The sequence below is a fragment of the Pseudomonas sp. JDS08PS003 genome (assembly GCF_045013505.1).
GTDB classification, from domain to species: domain Bacteria; phylum Pseudomonadota; class Gammaproteobacteria; order Pseudomonadales; family Pseudomonadaceae; genus Aquipseudomonas; species Aquipseudomonas protegens_B.
Genome location: NZ_CP120724.1, coordinates 2,161,653 through 2,179,615, shown reverse-complemented (window position 1 = coordinate 2,179,615; position 17,963 = coordinate 2,161,653). Strand labels below are relative to the sequence as shown.

General features: G+C 59.8%; 18 protein-coding genes and 1 tRNA gene. 6 read left to right on the top strand and 13 right to left on the bottom strand.

Features of this window, described 5'->3' with window-relative positions; translation table 11 throughout:
* Window positions 1-286: 286 nt before the first annotated feature.
* Window positions 287-556, top strand: coding sequence for a hypothetical protein (locus P7C00_RS10010; protein WP_346631863.1), 270 nt, complete (start codon window positions 287-289; stop codon window positions 554-556).
* A gap of 444 nt (window positions 557-1,000) precedes the next feature.
* Here the strand turns inward: P7C00_RS10010 and P7C00_RS10005 are convergent.
* Window positions 1,001-1,090, bottom strand: a tRNA-Ser gene (locus tag P7C00_RS10005).
* 318 nt (window positions 1,091-1,408) lie between these two features.
* Between P7C00_RS10005 and P7C00_RS10000 the strand changes: the two genes are divergently transcribed.
* The 3 genes from P7C00_RS10000 (at window position 1,409) to P7C00_RS09990 (ending at window position 4,160) form a co-directional block, all read left to right on the top strand.
* Window positions 1,409-2,098 carry a crotonase/enoyl-CoA hydratase family protein gene (locus P7C00_RS10000; RefSeq protein ID WP_123725772.1) on the top strand — a complete coding sequence of 230 codons (690 nt, stop codon included), beginning with the start codon at window positions 1,409-1,411 and terminating at the stop codon, window positions 2,096-2,098.
* Between the two features lie 212 nt (window positions 2,099-2,310).
* A complete protein-coding gene (locus tag P7C00_RS09995; RefSeq protein WP_404938805.1) occupies window positions 2,311-3,033 on the top strand; it encodes a lysophospholipid acyltransferase family protein in 723 nt (240 codons plus the stop codon).
* A gap of 155 nt (window positions 3,034-3,188) precedes the next feature.
* Window positions 3,189-4,160: a magnesium and cobalt transport protein CorA gene (locus P7C00_RS09990; protein WP_346631865.1), complete on the top strand. Its 972-nt coding sequence runs from the start codon at window positions 3,189-3,191 to the stop codon at window positions 4,158-4,160.
* Between the two features lie 42 nt (window positions 4,161-4,202).
* On the opposite strand, the gene P7C00_RS09985 is transcribed toward P7C00_RS09990, so the two are convergent.
* The 3 genes from P7C00_RS09985 to P7C00_RS09975 all read right to left on the bottom strand — a co-directional run bounded on the left by P7C00_RS09985 (window position 4,203) and on the right by P7C00_RS09975 (window position 8,405).
* A complete protein-coding gene (locus tag P7C00_RS09985) occupies window positions 4,203-4,925 on the bottom strand; it encodes an amidotransferase (RefSeq protein ID WP_123725770.1) in 723 nt (240 codons plus the stop codon).
* 104 nt (window positions 4,926-5,029) lie between these two features.
* Window positions 5,030-7,174 carry a 3-hydroxyacyl-CoA dehydrogenase NAD-binding domain-containing protein gene (locus P7C00_RS09980; protein ID WP_404938803.1) on the bottom strand — a complete coding sequence of 715 codons (2,145 nt, stop codon included), beginning with the start codon at window positions 7,172-7,174 and terminating at the stop codon, window positions 5,030-5,032.
* Window positions 7,175-7,199: 25 nt separating this feature from the next.
* Window positions 7,200-8,405: an acetyl-CoA C-acetyltransferase gene (locus P7C00_RS09975; protein ID WP_346631867.1), complete on the bottom strand. Its 1,206-nt coding sequence runs from the start codon at window positions 8,403-8,405 to the stop codon at window positions 7,200-7,202.
* Window positions 8,406-9,005: 600 nt separating this feature from the next.
* Here P7C00_RS09975 and P7C00_RS09970 point away from each other — a divergent pair.
* Together P7C00_RS09970 and P7C00_RS09965 are read left to right on the top strand one after the other, a co-directional pair.
* Window positions 9,006-9,455, top strand: a complete 450-nt coding sequence (locus P7C00_RS09970; RefSeq protein ID WP_346631868.1) for a rhodanese-like domain-containing protein — start codon at window positions 9,006-9,008, stop codon at window positions 9,453-9,455.
* Entirely contained in the window at window positions 9,452-10,258 is an 807-nt protein-coding gene (locus tag P7C00_RS09965; RefSeq protein WP_346631869.1) for a cytochrome c, read from the top strand. The genes P7C00_RS09970 and P7C00_RS09965 overlap by 4 nt, the downstream gene beginning before the upstream one ends.
* A 37-nt stretch (window positions 10,259-10,295) precedes the next feature.
* On the opposite strand, the gene P7C00_RS09960 is transcribed toward P7C00_RS09965, so the two are convergent.
* The 9 genes from P7C00_RS09960 to P7C00_RS09920 form a co-directional block, all read right to left on the bottom strand.
* The gene (locus P7C00_RS09960) at window positions 10,296-11,069 is read right to left on the bottom strand and encodes a transglutaminase family protein (protein ID WP_346631870.1); all 774 of its coding nucleotides are present in this window, start codon (window positions 11,067-11,069) and stop codon (window positions 10,296-10,298) included.
* Entirely contained in the window at window positions 11,066-12,016 is a 951-nt protein-coding gene (locus P7C00_RS09955) for an alpha-E domain-containing protein (protein ID WP_346631871.1), read from the bottom strand. The genes P7C00_RS09960 and P7C00_RS09955 overlap by 4 nt, the downstream gene beginning before the upstream one ends.
* A gap of 11 nt (window positions 12,017-12,027) precedes the next feature.
* On the bottom strand, window positions 12,028-13,437 hold the full coding sequence (locus P7C00_RS09950; protein WP_346631872.1) for a circularly permuted type 2 ATP-grasp protein: 1,410 nt from the start codon (window positions 13,435-13,437) through the stop codon (window positions 12,028-12,030).
* Between the two features lie 435 nt (window positions 13,438-13,872).
* The gene (locus P7C00_RS09945; protein WP_016964989.1) at window positions 13,873-14,214 is read right to left on the bottom strand and encodes a ribonuclease E inhibitor RraB; all 342 of its coding nucleotides are present in this window, start codon (window positions 14,212-14,214) and stop codon (window positions 13,873-13,875) included.
* Window positions 14,215-14,425: 211 nt separating this feature from the next.
* Complete coding sequence (locus P7C00_RS09940; RefSeq protein WP_123725764.1) at window positions 14,426-14,662, bottom strand: hypothetical protein; 237 nt, start codon at window positions 14,660-14,662, stop codon at window positions 14,426-14,428.
* 144 nt (window positions 14,663-14,806) lie between these two features.
* On the bottom strand, window positions 14,807-15,415 hold the full coding sequence (locus P7C00_RS09935) for an START domain-containing protein (RefSeq protein ID WP_404938801.1): 609 nt from the start codon (window positions 15,413-15,415) through the stop codon (window positions 14,807-14,809).
* 38 nt (window positions 15,416-15,453) lie between these two features.
* Complete coding sequence (locus tag P7C00_RS09930; protein WP_346631874.1) at window positions 15,454-15,708, bottom strand: YkgJ family cysteine cluster protein; 255 nt, start codon at window positions 15,706-15,708, stop codon at window positions 15,454-15,456.
* Window positions 15,709-15,877: 169 nt separating this feature from the next.
* The gene (locus P7C00_RS09925) at window positions 15,878-16,387 is read right to left on the bottom strand and encodes a translation initiation factor 2 (protein WP_404938799.1); all 510 of its coding nucleotides are present in this window, start codon (window positions 16,385-16,387) and stop codon (window positions 15,878-15,880) included.
* 76 nt (window positions 16,388-16,463) lie between these two features.
* Window positions 16,464-17,903 carry a PLP-dependent aminotransferase family protein gene (locus P7C00_RS09920; RefSeq protein WP_011060145.1) on the bottom strand — a complete coding sequence of 480 codons (1,440 nt, stop codon included), beginning with the start codon at window positions 17,901-17,903 and terminating at the stop codon, window positions 16,464-16,466.
* Window positions 17,904-17,963 lie beyond the last annotated feature (60 nt).

Here is a 17,963-nt window from a genome sequence, read left to right as displayed (position 1 = left end):
CAATTGCTTTATGGGGTGGCGGTGTACCCGCCTAGAAATGGAGACATTTCAGGGAAAACATTAACAACAGGCTCGTCAAACTCGAACTCTCGGGCCGGCCATCCAATGAAAATCCAGGCTTTTACCATTTTGTCAATAGTGCTGTTGAGCGACTGTGCGGAAGGCAGCACAGTAGTAGGCTTTCATGGCGCCACACTGCGCGAGTGCCCGATCTGTTCGGATTACTGATAAAGGCAGGTCAGGCTAATGTACAAGCCGCATGTCAGATACCTGAAAGGATTCGAACATGAAAAAGTCCATAGCTGCTCTGGCCGTATCCGCAACGCTCGCTTTCACCGCAACTGTCGCGAACGCCTCCGTGCATCCGACCCCCATCAAGGCTCCTCAGACCGTTAATCAGGTGACAGCCTCTGTTGACACTCCTTTCGGAACCCATCGGACAGCTGGTGAAATCCAGATGGCCAGCCTGGCCAGAAGTTGCTCCGATGATCGATATTCCTGGTGGGAATACAGCGGCTGGGAAATCGTTGGCTGTCTCATAAGCGGCCAGTGGTAACTATTCAGCCAGGCCTGGTGCGTGACTTACTTAATCAGTACGCACCAGAGCCTGCTAGTCCAGCCACATGCGACTTCGAAGATACAGATTCCCTCATACTGCTTACGCAACAATAGCCTTCGCCAGCAGACAATTGCTGGGGGTTTAGAGGCGAGCCTTGTTGCGTATTCGAGCTGGGACTTCAGCAACAAAATACCTTTTCATGCGCATGCTGCCGACGCTTAACGCTCAACGCTCGTCGAATTCGGCCTCGGTCATTTCGCCGAGATCGCTGCAGCCATCTACTACGCAAAGGGCGAACTTTTTAAGCAGATGTTATCCATTCAACGCTACCGAAAAACACCTGCCAGCCCCCTATTGGCCCCATAGGCCATTTTTCAAACGCCAAAAACCACAAACCCCCGACTTTCTCTAGGAAAATCAGGGGTTTGTGTTTTCAGAATGTGGCGGTGAAGGAGAGATTCGAACTCTCGATACAGTTTCCTGTATACACACTTTCCAGGCGTGCTCCTTAAGCCACTCGGACACTTCACCGTATCTCTTCAAACCGATTCAGTCTGTCGAGGCGCGCTAATGTAGTCGATAGCTTTTCAGATGGCAAACTTTTTTTTCAGAATTTTCATGCGCTTAAGGCCGATCCCTCCTTAAAGGGGTTCGCCCCCCATCGACGACAAGGCAAACCGGCCATTCTCCAGCCTTGCCCACAGCTATATAGAAGAAACCACCCGTTACCCGCAGCGCCATACAGGCCGATGTCGGGCCACAAGCCTGACTCACCAGTCAGTCATGGTGCTTTACCAGATCTGTCGTGGTGGGTAACTTCTGCTGCACTTCAATACAAGGAATTGCGTCATGAGTGAGTTGATTTCCTACCATCTCGAAGACGGTATCGCGACCCTGACCTTGAGCAATGGCAAGGTCAATGCCATCTCCCCGGACGTGATTGCCGCTTTCAATGCCGCACTGGATCAAGCAACGGCCGATCGCGCAGTGGTGATCATCACCGGTCAGCCGGGTATTCTTTCCGGCGGTTACGACCTCAAGGTGATGACCGCCGGCCCTAAAGAAGCGGTGGCGCTGGTGACCCTGGGTTCGACCCTGGCTCGCCGCCTGCTGTCCCACCCCTTCCCGGTGATCGTGGCCTGCCCCGGTCACGCTGTGGCCAAGGGCGCCTTCCTGTTGCTGTCGGCGGACTACCGTATTGGGGTCGACGGGCCGTTCAGTATCGGCCTCAATGAAGTACAGATCGGCATGACCATGCACCACGCAGGCATCGAACTGGCCCGTGACCGTCTGCGGCGCTCGGCCTTCCATCGCTCGGTGATCAATGGCGAGATGTTCGATCCTCAGAGCGCTGTGGATGCCGGCTTCCTCGACAAAGTGGTGAGCGCCGAGGAACTGCAAGGCGCGGCCCTGGCTGCCGCCCGGCAACTAAAGAAGATCAACATGCTGGCCCACAAGAACACCAAGCTGAAAGTGCGCAAGGCTCTGCTGGAGACGTTGGACAACGCCATCATCCAGGATCAGGAACACCTGAGCTAAAACACCCGCTGCCTCTGAACCAGCCCGACCTTCGTGTCGGGCTTTTTGCATTCGGCTGAACAACCAGCACCAACCGCTCTAGACCGCTGCTGGTCATCACAATCGGAAACATGCCCTTAAACATCGCCCATCTCCCGGCTGAGAACGGTAATTGCCGAAAACAGTGCACATCCGTACACTGCGCCACCTTTTGTCCCCGGTGGGCCGTTTAGATGCTGTATCTGTTTCGTATGTCGTTGATGGGCCTGCACTTTATCCTGGCCGGCAGCCTGGGCCTGCTGTTGGGGCTGTGCCGCCCGTTCAACCCGGACAACAGCCGCCTGTGCGCCCGCTTCTACGCCTGGCCGGCCATGTGCATTCTGCGCCTGCGGGTCAAAGCCGAAGTCGGGCCACTGATTGACAAACCCGAGAGCTGCGTGATCATCGCCAACCACCAATCCAACTACGACCTGTTCGTGTTCGGCAACGTGGTACCACGGCGCACCGTGTGCATCGGTAAGAAAAGCCTGAAATGGGTGCCTCTGTTCGGTCAGCTGTTCTGGTTGGCGGGCAACGTCCTGATCGATCGCGGCAACCCGCACAAGGCCCGACGCTCGATGCTCACCACCACCCACACCCTGCAGCACAAGGACACCTCGATCTGGGTCTTCCCGGAGGGCACACGCAACTTCGGCGAAGAACTGCTGCCCTTCAAGAAAGGCGCCTTCCAGATGGCCATCGCCGCCGGCGTGCCGATCGTGCCGGTGTGCGTCAGCAGTTACATCAAGCACATGCGCCTGAACCGCTGGAACAGTGGCAAGATCCTTATCCGTTCGCTGCCGGCTATCCCTACGGCAGGGTTGACCATGGACGACATGCCAATGCTGATTGCCCAGTGCCGCGAGCAGATGCGCGAGTGCATCGCCAATATGGATCGCCAACTGCAAGCGGCCTGAAGCTGCCGCCCCATCAGTGACGCCGCCAAGCCCGCATCGCGCGGGCTTTTATTTGTCGCCGAACTCAAGCTCCGCCAGTGACTCTGATGCTGCATTGCAGGCTAAGCTGCTGATCTGTCATCGCCACCATTGATAAGAAGAAGTGAACCGCAACCATGGGTAGAGTTGTTGCTGCCGCCGTATATAGCGGCGGGAAGAAAGTCGCTGATATCAGCCTCGACGAAGGGGCTGCCTGGGCCGCGAAACCCGGCCACTTCGTCTGGATCGGCCTGGAAGAACCCAATGCCCACGAGCTGGCCAATCTGCAACGCCAGTTCAACCTGCACGAACTGGCCATTGAGGACGCCCTGGAGAAACACAGTCGGCCCAAGCTGGAAACCTTCGGCGACGCGCTGTTCATCGTCACCTACTCACCGGTACGAACCGACGGCAAGCTGGAGTTCATCGAGACCCACATCTTTGCCGGCAACGGCTACATCATCACCGCCCGCAACGGCCACTCGGCGTCCTACGGCTATGTCCGCCAGCGCTGTGAGGCGCGCCCGCTGCTGCTGGAGCACGGCGAAGACTTCGTCCTCTATGCCTTGCTGGATTTCGTCACCGAGAACTACCAGCCGGTCAGCGAGGCCATCCACGGGGAAATCGACGAGCTGGAACGCAACGTGCTGTGCAATTCACTGAACGAGCGGGATATCCAGAACCTTCACGGCCTGCGCCGCGACGTGCTGCGCCTGCGCCGGTATGTGGCGCCCATGGTGGAGATCAGCGAGGAGCTGCAGAAACTCAGCTTTCCGTTCATCGACAAGAACATGCGCCCGTACTTTCGTGATGTGCAGATTCATGTCACTCGGCAAATGGAAGACCTGTCGACCCTGCGCGACATCGCCAGCCAGACCATCGAGATCGGCGTACTGCTGGAGGCTTCTCGGCAAAGCATCGTGCAACGCAAGTTCGCCGCCTGGGCAGCGATCCTGGCGTTTCCAACAGCGGTAGCAGGGATCTACGGGATGAACTTCCAGAACATGCCGGAGCTGAGCTGGCACTACGGCTACTTCGGGGTATTGGGCTTCATCAGTGTGGGCTGTGTCGGTCTCTGGGCCAGCTTCAAGCGTTCAGGCTGGCTCTGAAGAGACAATGGCCCTGCCCTTGCGGCAGGGCCACAGTCGCACTCAGGCGGCTTCCGGCTTGTGAGCGACAAAGCGCATCATCCACTCCGCAACGGTGGTGCCGTGATGATCATGCTCAAGGCTGGCCAGACCTTTCTGGTAGACCTGCTCACCGAGAAACTCCTGGCGCAGATCCAGCAGGGCCCGGGAATAATCGTGAATGAACTCAGGATGCCCCTGGAAGCACAGCACCTGGTCGTTGATGTGGTAGGCCGCGAACGGGCAGAAATCGCTGGAGGCGATCACCGTGGCATTTTCCGGTAACGCGGTGACCTGGTCCTGGTGGCTGATCAACAGGGTCAGTTCCTCCACCACCGGGCTCATCCACGGCGCCTTGGCCGCCAGCTTGTAGTTGTGGGTTCCCACACCCCAGCCCTGACTCGCCCGCTCGCTCTTGCCCCCCAGGAGCAACGCCAGCAACTGATGACCAAAGCAGATGCCCAACAGCTTGTCGCCGCGCTCGTAGCGACCCAGCAGGTAGGTCCTGAGGGTTTCAATCCAGGGATCGGTACCGAAGGAATCGGCCTTGCTGCCCGTCACCAGATAGGCATCGAACTCCAGCTCATCGCCGGGATACTCGCCCTGGACCACGTTGTAGACACTGAATTGGGCGGCGATGGGCTGCTGGGAAAACAGACGCTGAAACATCTGCCCGTAACCCTGATATTGATCGACCAGTTCGGGACGCAGGATATCGGTTTCAAGAATGCAGATGCGTAGCGACATAAAAAATTCCTGACAAGGCGATGGCAATAATGAACACCCCAGAGCCTGCCTTGAAATACCACGGCAAGGCAAGTCCCGGGGATGTCATTTACTGCCCGCTTATGTCAGAACAACTGGCCCTGGCGCGCCTTTTCCAGGAGCAGCGTCGGCGGGGTGAAACGCTCGCCGTACTGCTCCGCCAGGTATTGCGCGCGAGCGACAAAATCCTGCACCCCGTACTGATTGATGAACTGCAGGGCGCCACCGCTCCAGGCCGCAAAACCGATACCGAAGATCGAGCCGATATTGGCGTCAGCGGTGGACTGCAAGACGCCCTCCTCCACACAGCGCACGGTTTCGATGGCCTGGATGAACAGCAGGCGGTCGCGCACATCCTGGGGCGAGATCTGCCCGTCGGCCTTGTAGAAGCGCGTGCGCAATTGCGGCCACAGGTGCTTCTGACCGCCGGCCGGGTAGTCGTAGAAACCGCCACCGGCAGCCTTGCCCGCTCGCTTGTATTCGTTGAGCAGCAAATCGATCACGGCAAATGCCGGATGCTCGATGGCAGGCCGGCCTTCGGCCTGCAAATCCTTGGCGGTCTGCAGGCGAATGTGGCTCATCAGGCTAAGGGAAACCTCATCGGAAATTGCCAGCGGCCCGATGGGCATCCCGGCCTTGCGCGCCTCGGCTTCGATCATCGGCGCCGCAATGCCTTCGCCCAGCATGGCGATACCTTCGTTGGTGAACGTGCCGAACACCCGGGAGGTGAAGAAGCCACGACTGTCATTGACCACGATCGGGGTCTTCTTGATCTGCAGGACGAAGTCGAAACCTCGAGCCAGGGTTTCGTCACTGGTCTTCGCCCCTTTGATGATTTCCACCAGGGGCATTTTCTCCACCGGGCTGAAGAAATGCAGGCCGATGAACTTGTCCGGATTGGGTACTGAGGTGGCCAGTCCGGTAATGGGCAAGGTGGAGGTATTGGAAGCAATCACGGCGTCCGCGCCGACCACCTGCTGGGCAGCCCTGGACACCTTGGCCTTGAGTTCTCGATCCTCGAACACGGCTTCGATGATCAGGTCGCAGCCGGCCAGGTCGGCCTCTTCGGCCGTGGTGAGAATCCGGGCCAAGGTCGCCTCCCGCTGCTCGTTGCTCAGTTGTCCGCGAGCGACTTTTTTCTCCAGTAGCGCTGCCGAGTGGGCCTTGCCCTTCTCCGCTGCTTCGCGACTGATGTCCTTGAGCACCACCTCGATGCCCGCCACGGCACTGACGTAGGCAATCCCCGCGCCCATCATCCCGGCACCGAGCACCCCGAGTTTTTTCGTGGTCTGCGGCGCTATGCCTTGAGGACGTGAACCGCCGGCATTGATCTCGTTGAGCTGGAACCAGAAGGTACCGATCATGTTCTTCGCCACCTGGCCGGTGGTCAGCTCGGTGAAGTAGCGGGTCTCGATCAGTTGTGCGGTGTCGAAGTCCACCTGGGCGCCTTCAACGGCGGCGCAGAGGATCTTCTCCGGTGCCGGGAAGCAGCCCTGGGTCTTGTTCCGCAGGATCGACGGGGCAATGGCCAGCATTTGCGCCACTTTTGGGTTCGCCGGCGTGCCTCCGGGAATCTGATGGCCGCGCACATCCCAAGGTTGCCTGGCCGCCGGATTGGCCTGAATCCAGGCCCGGGCCTTGGCCAGCAGGTCGTCGCGGTCTGTCGCCAGTTCGTCGATCAGGCCGGCCTGCAGCGCCTGCTGCGGACGCACTTTCTTGCCCTCCAGCAGATAAGGCAAGGCCTTCTCCAGCCCCAGCATGCGCACCATGCGCACCACACCACCGCCACCGGGCAGCAGGCCCAGGGTCACTTCCGGCAGACCGATCTGCACCGAGTTGTCGTCCAGTGCAATTCGGCGATGGCAGGCCAGACAGATCTCCCAGCCACCGCCCAGGGCGGCACCGTTGATCGCGGCGACCACAGGCTTGCCCAGGGTTTCCAGGGCACGCAACTGGCCTTTGAGGGTCAGCACCATGTCGTAAAAGTCCTTGGCCTGCGCCTTGCCGACCTTGATCAGCTCATTGAGGTCACCACCGGCAAAGAAGGTCTTTTTCGCCGAGGTAATGATCACCCCGGCAATGGCATCCTGCTCGGCCTGCAGGCGGGCCACGGCAGCGGCCATGGCATCGCGGTACACCGCGTTCATGGTGTTGGCGCTCTGGCCCGGCATATCGATGGTCAGGACAGCGATCTGGTCCTGGCCCTTTTCGTAACGGATGGCATCGGTCATGAAGGAAATTCCTTGAAGTCGGGGCTCAGAGGCGTTCGATGATGGTGGCGATACCCATACCGCCGCCGACACACAGGGTGGCCAGGCCATAGCGCAGGCGCCGGACTTCCAGTTCGTCGAGCAAGGTGCCGAGAATTGCGCAACCGGTGGCGCCCAGTGGATGACCCATGGCGATGGAGCCGCCGTTGACGTTGACCTTGGCCGGATCGATGGCCATGTCCTTGATGAACTTGAGTACGACCGAGGCAAAGGCTTCGTTGACCTCGAACAGGTCGATGTCCTCGACTCGCAGCCCGGCCTTGGCCAGGGCCTTGCGAGTGGCCGGCGCCGGACCGGTCAGCATGATGGTGGGATCGGTGCTGGTCACCGCAGTGGCAACGATCCGCGCCCGGGGCTTGAGACCCAGCTCACGGCCTTTGGCTTGCGAGCCGATGAGCATCAGCGCCGAACCGTCGACGATCCCTGAACTGTTGCCCGGGGTGTGCACATGGTTGATACGTTCCACATGGCTGTAGACCCGCAGCGCAGTGGCGTCGAAACCCATCTGCCCCATCATCTCGAAACTCGGCTTGAGACTACCCAGGCCTTCCAGGGTCGAATCAGCACGAATGAACTCGTCATGCTCCAGCAGCACGATGCCGTTCTGGTCCTGAACTGGCACCAGGGACTTGCTGAAGGCACCGCTGGAGCGCGCACGAGCGGCCTTCTGCTGGGATTGCAGGGCGAACCGGTCGACGTCCTCGCGGGAGAAACCTTCCAGGGTCGCAATCAGGTCGGCACCTATCCCCTGGGGCGTGAAATGACTGTGCATATTGGTCTCGGGGTCCAGTACCCAGGCGCCGCCGTCGCTGCCCATGGGGACCCGCGACATGGACTCAACGCCACCGACCACCACCAGTTCCTCGAAGCCCGAGAGCACCTTCATCGCGCCCAGGTTGACCGCTTCCAGCCCCGAGGCGCAGAAGCGATTGATCTGTACCCCCGCCACGCTCACATCCCAGTCCGCTGCCTGGACGGCGGTCTTGGCGATGTCGGCCCCTTGATCGCCGATGGGGGTCACGCAGCCCAGAACCACATCATCCACCTGGCTGGTGTCCAGCTCGCAACGTTGTTGCAGGGCCCTCAACAGGCCGGCTACCAGATTCACCGGTTTCACACTGTGCAAGGCGCCATCAGCCTTGCCTTTGCCACGGGGCGTGCGTAACGCATCGAATATCAAAGCTTGGGTCATGACGTCCTCGAACCGCTATCCAGGGGAAAATGTCGAGCTCCCACCTTAGGCGCGGCAGCGGCGGATTCAATGACCGATGCGCTCAGCCGCCTTGACGGTGACGCTCAGACGAACGGTAGGCAGCTAAGCGACCCCGCGATCAAGGGTCGCGAGCTGTCTAGCCAAAGGGCGGCCACCCGGTATCCGGGCGGATTTATAGCTTTTTAAGGGAATGCAGCTATAACTTCATACGAATTGGATCTAAGCCAGAGGATTCAAGGCCCCTAAGGTAGAAACTGTAGGAAGTCCCAGACGGATTCTGCGCCGGGACAGATCAGAAAAAGGACACATAGCCGGCTCATCGTAAAAATCAGCGACCGGCATGCATTGATGCTCAGGAATAACAACAAAAGGCATTCAGCCATGTTCAAACATTCGAAAGTACGTCAGGCGGGGCTCATTCTCTTCGCAACCACACTGCTGTTGATCTTGCCGAACCTCACCAAAGTGATCGGCTGATCTGTGGCTGCTCGATCAACGAGACAGAAAATCGTACCCCGGTTCCTACCGGGGTTCAGACTTGTGTGCCAATCTTCCTGAGGAACTGGACGAGGAAGATTCATGCGCCATTGGATTGCACTTGCCACACTCTTGAACGCTTGCGGCGCTCACGCCGGAATCATCGACGTCAACCGTGCGGTAGACGAAATCAATGACGGTGCGCTAATCCTCGATCTGCGCAACGAAAGCGACTTTGCCGCCGGCAACGTCCACAACTCGCTGCAGGTCAATCTCGAACTGGAGGACGGCACCGGCATCAGCGCCGAGGGCCTGGCCTTCCAGTTGCGCAAGGTGGTGCTGGACCCCAACGCTACGGTGGTGATCTACAGCGACACCAGCCAGCATGCCCTGGAAGCCGAAGATACCCTGGTCAAACGTGGCTATTTCGGTATCGTCAACGGCGGTAACTACGAAGAACTCCGGGACGCCCTGTTCGACCATGTGTCGCGACCAGACGATGTACTCCCCGGCGACGAACCCACTGACGACGATCCGACGGCCATCAATTGAAAGCTCTCATCCTTTGCGCTGCTCTGTTGTCGAGCAGTCCGCTATACGCTGCGCAACTGTTGATCGACCTGGGCTCAGGCAGCCGCACCTGGCAAACCGAAGAACTGCTCAAGCACCCCGAAGCCCGGGACATCCGCATCAAGGACGATGTGTCCTACAAGCGCGAGATGCAGTACCGAGCCGTTCCCATGGCGACCCTGCTCAAGGGCCTCAAGGCCGATGACCATCTGCAGGCCGTGGCCCTGGACGGCTTTGCCGCAGAGTTGAACGCCGCGCCCCTGCTCAACCGCAAGGGCGCCCAGGCCTGGTTGGCCATTGAGGACCCTGACAAGCCCTGGCCGGCACTGGCAGCAGACAAGCCCAGCGCCGGACCTTTCTACCTGGTCTGGAGCAATCCTGCGGCCGGGCACATCAGCCCAGAGCAATGGCCGTTCCAGGTTGCGCGCATTCAGCGCCTGGCGCCGGTGGCGGAGCGCTTCCCGGCCCTGGGCCCGGACCCGAAGCTGGCGGTCGATGATCCAGTCAACCAGGGGTTCGCCCTGTTCCAGAAGAACTGCCTGGCCTGCCACCGACTCAATGGTGCCGGCGACTCCCAGTTCGGACCGGATCTGAATATCCCCTATAACCCCACCGAGTATTTCGGCGGCGATTTTCTCAAGCGCTATATCCGCGATCCGCAAAGCCTGAGGCGCTGGCCCCAGGCGAAGATGCCGGGATTCAGCAGCAGTGTCCTGCCGGATGGGGAGTTGGAATTGTTGCTGGAGTATCTTCGGCATATGGCGGGGCGCAAGCAGACTCCTTGAGGACCTGTCATCGGCGAGCCGGCTCCTGCAGGAGTGACTATTGCTGCAGAATCCTGGCATGCATCTGTTCGCCAGCACCGCCCCGGCGCATGCCCCGCACCGGGCAGGCATCCAGGTAGTCCAGGCCCACCGCCAGCTTCAGGTGGCGCTCGGGACGAACCAGTTGATGGGTCACATCGAAGCTGTACCAGGCGCCGTCCAGCCAGGCTTCGGCCCAGGCGTGGCTGACCAGTTCCACGCTGTCCTGGCGATACAGGTAGCCGGAGACAAAGCGCGCCGGGATTCCCAGGCTGCGAGCGCAAGCCAGAAAGGCGTGGGTGTGATCCTGACAGACGCCGGAGCGCCCGGCGAAAGCCTGGGCCGCGCTGGTAGCCACATCCGTTGTCCCCAATGTGTAGGCCATGTGCTGGTGGAGCCCGTGCATCAGGTCGATCAGCCCGATGCGATCGCGGCGCCGTGCGCATTGCTGGCTGGCAAACTCGCGCAGCGCCTCGTCGGGTTCGGTCAGGCGAGTGAAACGCAGGAACGGCAGGGCCGACTGAGGTTCATGCTCGGCTTCACGCCGCTCATCGATCTCCACCTGGCCACGGGCGCCGATGATCACGGCCTCATGGGGCTCATCCAGAGTCAGTACATGAAGGATGTTGCCGAAGGGGTCCAGTTGCGCCCGCACGGGTCGAGGCAGGTCGAGCTGCCAGCAGAGCACCTGCTGGCGCTCGCTGTCGTGGGGTGTCAGGCGCAGGTACTGGATGCTGGCCCGCACCGGATCCTGGTAGCGATAGGCGGTTTCATGACTGATGGAGAGTCTCATGCAGCCTCCAGGTAGGCGCGGTGAATGGCATCGCCCAACTGGCGCACCAGGGGAATGAAGTCGGTCAGCCAGGCATGCAGGCCCTCGTCGAGAATTTCATCGATGCCGATGTAGCGCAGACGCGCATCCATCTCCGCCGCCAGACGCTGGGCCGGACGCCCGTTATCCCCTGGCAGGCTGGCGAGGATCTGGTCGATTTCTTCGGTGCAGGCGCGCAACGAGCGCGGCACGTCGGCACGCAACAGCAGCAACTGGGCTACATGCCGGGCACCGGGAGCTTCGCGGTAGATCTCGGTATAGGCCTCGAAAGACGACAGGGCACGAAGCAAGGCGCTCCATTGATAATAAGCGTGGGCGGTACCGTCACTGGCCGCATCAACCTGATCGCCAGCCATCTCGTAGCGGGCGTCCAGCAGGCGCAGGGTGTTGTCGGCCCGCTCGATAAAGGTGCCCAAGCGGATAAACCGAAAGGCATCATTACGCATGATGGTGCCGTAGGACGCTCCGCGAAACAGGTGGGAGCGCTCCTTGATCCATTCACAGAAGCGGTTCATGCCGTAGGTACTGAGGCCTTGGCGAGCAATCTGGTGAATATCCAGCCAGGTGGCATTGACGTTTTCCCACATATCGGCGGTGATCCGCCCGCGTACCGCATGGGCACAGGCCCGGGCCGATCCCAGGCAACTGTAGATACTGGCGGGATTGGCGGCATCCAGGGCAAAGAACTGCAATAGCCGCTCGGCATGCAGCGTCTCATGGCGGGCCCGGTAATCTTCCAGGGTGTCGGTGATCAACAGCGGCATGGCCAGTTCGTGCAGACCGTCACCGTGCCCATCCTGGGGCATCAGCGACAACGAATAGCTGACGTCGAGCATCCGCGCGAGGTTTTCCGCGCGCTCCAGATAGCGGGACATCCAGTACAGGTCCGAAGCGGTTCGACTCAACATGGCAGGCTTCCTTAATCCTCCACTACCCAGGTGTCCTTGGTGCCGCCACCCTGGGAGGAGTTCACCACCAGGGAGCCTTCCCGCAGGGCCACACGGGTAAGACCACCAGGCACCACACGGGTTTCACGACCGGCGAGGACAAAGGGGCGCAGATCGATATGCCGTGGAGCGATACCGTTCTCGACAAAAGTCGGGCAGGTGGACAGGGACAGGGTCGGCTGAGCGATATAGGCCTGCGGTCGAGCCTTGATCCGGGCACGGAAGGCCTCGATTTCCGCAGCGCTGGCGGTCGGCCCCACCAGCATGCCGTAGCCACCGGAGCCTTGGGTTTCCTTGACCACCAACTCCGGCAAATGCGCCAGCACGTGGGACAGCTCATCGGGCTTGCGACACTGCCAGGTGGGCACGTTCTTGAGGATCGGCTCCTCGTCCAGATAAAAACGGATCATCTGGGTGACAAAGGGGTACACCGACTTATCGTCGGCCACTCCGGTGCCGATGGCGTTGGCCAGCACCACATTGCCCGAACGATAGGCCGCCAACAGCCCCGGAACACCCAGCATGGAGTCGGGGTTGAATGCCAAGGGATCCAGGAAGGCGTCATCCAGGCGCCGGTAGATCACGTCCACCGCCTGGGGGCCATCGGTGGTGCGCATGAAGACCCGATCGTCGCGAACGAACAGGTCGGCGCCCTCCACCAGTTCCACACCCATTTCCCGGGCCAGGAATGCATGTTCGAAGAAAGCGCTATTGAAGCGGCCCGGGGTCAGCACCACGACACTCGGATCGTCCATCTGGCTGGAGCTCTTCAGGGTATCGAGCAGCAGATTGGGGTAATGATCGATGGGAGCGACGCGCTGGGCGGCGAACAGTTCGGGGAACAGCCGCATCATCATCTTGCGGTCTTCGAGCATGTAGCTGACACCGCTGGGGGTACGCAGATTGTCCTCCAGCACGTAATAGCTGCCGTCGCCGTCACGCACCAGGTCGATGCCGCTGATATGGGAGTAAATGTCCCCGTGCAGATCCAGATCCTGCATGGCCAATTGGTACTGATCATTGGCCAGGACCTGCTCGGCGGGAATGATTCCGGCGCGGATAATTCGCTGCTGATGATAGAGGTCAGCAAGAAACAGGTTCAGCGCCCGCACCCGTTGAATGCAGCCGCGCTCGATGATCTGCCATTCACTGGCCGGAATAATGCGCGCAATGGTGTCGAAGGGAATCAGGCGCTCGGTGCCCAGCTCGTCGCCGTAAAGGGTGAAGGTGATACCGGCGCGGTGGAACAGCAGATCGGCCTCACGACGACGGCGGGCCAGAAGCTCGTCGGGGGTGCGCTCCAACCAGCTGGCAAACTCTCGATAGTGCGGACGCACCTGACCATCGGCCCCATGCATCTCATCAAATCCGCTGCAGTTCATGCCGCACTCCTTGTCACCCGGACATCAGGGCCTGGCAAGCCCCGTGTCATCGGCATAAGCGCCTTGAAATCCAAAAATTGCAGCAATCTGGTGCCCTCCGTTGCGCGGAGCCGCTGCCCTCCCTTGCGCATAATGGCCAGGCACGGGTTTTGGCTATCACCAGCATAGTCAGAGTTGATTTCACTGCCGGGTGGCGCACGGGGATAATCGCCCCATCGAGCAAACACTTCGCCAAGCCTGATGAAGTCGCTGCTGCAACCTTGATGACGCCGATGACAACCGGGTCCGGGCTCTCCCGACCGGTTCCCTCTCCTGACCGGTCTTCCCTTTTAGCCACCCTCTCGGGTGGCTTTTTTTTGCCTTTTCAGCCCCTGAAAACACAATTGGCCGACCCGAAGGTCAGCCAATTGCCAGTCTCGATGCACACAACCTGGGTTATACCAGTCGCCCACGGATTTCCTGTTTCACCCCCCAGCCTTCAATGATGCCGCCCAGGGGTTCGACCACTGCCTCGAAGTCCTGTTCAAAATCCCCGATGCCGCCATGAGTGGCGTACATCACCTTGCTCAACTCCAGATACCAGGCGCCGTCGTCACGCACGCTGACCTGGGCATTCAAGGATTCACCGCGAAACTGTCCTGCCGCCCTGCGCGCCCGCTCCTCATCCGGAAAAATGGCGTAGAACTCGATGGGATGGAATCGTGAAAAGTCAAAACCGCCTTCTTTCATGCGGCGCAACACACTGCTGCTGAGGTCTTCTTGAACGGCTGTGCTCATGAAACGTCCTCCTCAAACCGATGGATAGACTTTCCGTGCTTCCCGACCCGCCAGCCAAAAGTGACCGGCATCACGACCCGGGGTGGGTCGTCAGGAAACAAGCATGGAGCTGACAAGATCAGAGCTTAGCGAAGAATTCGCTGATCTCGTTTGCAGATTAGCGCCAACACCTGGACGACGCCAGAAATTGCTGTCGGAGCCCTCTCTGCTCTCATTGCATCGGCGTAATGCTGAGAATCTGAATGCTGTTCTGCTCTTTCAGGCTCTTGAGGGTGGGGGCATCGGTGCGCCCGTCCAGATCATTGAGATCCAGTTCGGCACTCACCGGCAGCAACCTGGCCCGCACCAATTGTGCGGCGCGCTCCAACGTCGGTTGCTGCTCGCAATCGAACTGCTCGACGGACTGGACGCCATGATCATCCACGAAAGTGACTTGCCACTTTTGCATCAACGCCTCCTCGATAGCCCCATGAGTGGGCCTACAGCATCTCGACCTTGAGTGACGGGCAAACGTTCCACAGCGCCGGCGGGCCAAACCAATAAAAAGACCGCCCGGAGGCGGCCTTGATGAATCCCTTGGACAATCAGCCGATTACGGCTTTTCGGCACGGGCCTTGAGTGCTTTCAAGGTGTTGAAGGGCGCATCCACCACGAACTTGTTGGCCAGCCAGGACGGCACGCTACCACCCGGCTCGGTGTGCACCTGATAGGTCACTTCCACCTGATCGGCACCTTTGGGCACAAACTTCCAGTAACCCTCGACCTGAGACACACGCACGAAGCCTTTCTCTTCGGGAATGTAGGTCGGCACGCCTTCCAGCTTACGGATCAGGCTGCCATCGGCGGCTTCGCTGCTGGTGATGTGCAGTACCGAGTCACGGGCAGTGACTGGCCAGGGAGTATTGAACTGGGTGTAGGTCCAGCTTTGATCGCCCTCATGCTTGAGCAGCTTCTGGGTCTTGCACTCGTGAATCCAGGAGCAGGCACCGGCCACGTCTTCCTGCAGCGCGCGAAGCTTGGCGATGGAGGTATTCATGGTGGTGACGCCGCGATAAGCCTTGTACTTGGAACCGGCCACTTCACTCAGGGAGATCTTGATGCCGTCTTCATCCTTGGCCGTTTGCCAGTCTTCGGCGTGGGCCGTTGCCGACAGCAGCACGGTTAAACCACAGAGCACAGCAATTCGATGCAGCGAACCCATTGTCTTATTCCTTATTGTTGAAGTTCCGTTCATTAAAACTAAGCAGCCGTCACTTGTTCCCACCAACCGAGCAAACGGATGGCATCTTCTCGGCTTTCGCCACACACCTCAGGATCCGCCTGAAATGCCCCACAGACCGCTGGCCGCTCCGGCATGCCGAAAAGACCACACAGGTGTTCGACAGAAAGGTGCAGGCAACGTTCTCCCGCCGGTTTGCCATTGGGCATTCCGGGAATCGGCGTACTGATGGAAGGGGCAATGCAGCAAGCGCCACAACCTTCACGGCAGTTCATGACGAAAAGCTCCTCGCGACAAGCATAGTGTTGAATGAGGTCGGACAAGAGTAACCGCTAAAACAGCCGTTTAAAATTACTCAAAGAACGGATTTGACGCACAACCGTGCGTGACTGATCAGTCTCCGACAAAGTGTCGGTCAACTCGGTCACAGAGAGGTTGAAGAATTTATTGCTTGAACTCGAAATCCAGGGCCGCACCCTCGATATCCCGACGCTCCTCGTTGCGTAACTGCAACTGCATTTCGTTGCTGAGCAACCGGCCGTTGAGTTGGAACGGAGTGCTTTCCTTGGGCTTCTCGCCAAACATCTGCGGCAGCAGAGGCTCGCGCTTGGGCAGCGGCACCGCCCCCACAGGCTGCAAGTGCTTGACCATTTCCGGAGGCAGGCTCAAGTCGAGTTTGGGAGTGGACAGAGGTGTCTTGATATCTTGATAGGCCCACTTGGACTTGGTCTGGGCCTTCTTGGGCGCAGGCTTGGCCTTTTTCTTGGGCTGGGCTTTGCTGGCATTGGCGGAGGGTTTGGTCTTGCTCGCCGGAGCCTGCTTGGCGCTGGAGGCCTTGCTTGAATGAGTAACGCTGGCAGCCGGTTTGTCCGGGGTCGAGGCCGCCTGGACAGGCGCCGCAACGACTCCCAAGAGGCAGGCACTCAACCAGATGGCAGGAAAAAAGGCTTTCATAAAGGCAGGTAGATCGACAAAAGGTGCCCTATGCTCGCTTGTTGCAAGCCCCATGACAAGCACGGGACCGCAGTGTTTAGAATCCGCCGGCCGCTTCTTGGCACAACTGACTGGCGAGCATGCCCAGGGTCATCAAGGCTCGCTCGGCCTCACGATTCCAGGGAGTCCCGCAATTCAGGCGCACGCAGTGGTTGAACTGCTCGGTGTTACTGAAGATCAGCCCCGGAGCGATGCTGATGCCCTGCTGCAAGGCCCGCACGTGCAGTTCCTGGGTATTGACCCGACCCGGCAGGCTGACCCAGAGGATGAACCCGCCGTTGGGCCGGGTAATCTGCGTGCCCTCCGGAAAATACTGCTGCACCGCCAGTTGAAAGGCGCTGAGGTTCTTGCGGTACTCCTGGCGGATGTAGCGCAGATGCCGGTCGTAACCACCATTCTCCAGATACGCCGCAACCCCCATCTGCGTCACACTGCATGCAGAATGGGTACTGAAGGTCTGCAGACGCTGGATCTCCTGCTGATACTTGCCAGCGATCATCCAGCCGATACGCACTCCCGGCGATAGGGTCTTGGAGAAGCTTGAACAGTAGATCACCCGGTCCAGGCGGTCATAGGCCTTGAGGGCCTTGGTGCGCCCCACTTCGAACATCAATTCGCCGTAGATATCGTCCTCGACCACCTGGATATCAAAGTCCGAAGCCAGGCGCAGCAGTTGCTTCTGCCGCTCCTCCGGCATGGTACCGCCCAGGGGATTGCTCAGGCGCGTTGTCAGTACCAGGGCCTTGATCGACCACTGGTTGGCTGCCAGTTGCAGAGCCTCAAGACTCATGCCCGTTGAGGGATCGCTGGGAATCTCGATGACCTTGAGCCCCAGTAGGTCCGCCAGTTGCAGCAGCCCGTAATAGGTCGGCGATTCCGCGGCGATCAGATCACCCGGCCGGGTCAAGACCCGCAGGGACATCTGCAGGGCATCGACGCAACCATGGGTAATCACCACTTCCGAAGGGTCGACCACCACCCCGGCATCGCGCATGCGAATCGCCACCTGGCGCCGCAAGGGCTCGAATCCCGGACTGAACATGTAGCTGAACGCCCGCGGACTGTGAAAGCGCGTGACCTTGGCCAATTGCTGATGCAGCGCCCGTACCGGCAGATAGTCAACGCTGGGCACCGCGGCCCCCAGGGGAAACACCCCTTCACGACGGGACTCCACCAGCACCTGCTGGATGATGCTGCTGCGAGTGACCAGTCCCGGACGTTCGACCCGGGCAATGTCCGGGGTCGGCGCGGTCAGCGCTGGAGTCTGGTGCACGTAATAACCCGATTGGGGACGCGCGCGGATCAGCCCCTGGTCTTCCAGATTGGCGTAGGCCTGGAGCACCGTGGCGTGGCTGACATTGAGCTGCGAGCTCATCTTGCGCACCGACGGTACGCGCTCCCCCGGCTGGTAGACACCACGGCGAATATCCTCAGCCAGTTGCTGAGCGATACGTTGATAGAGCAAGAGATTGGTCATGGCGCAGCACTCGATTTCACGGCGTTTTATTCTTGTGTGAAACAATACCGGCACAGTTTA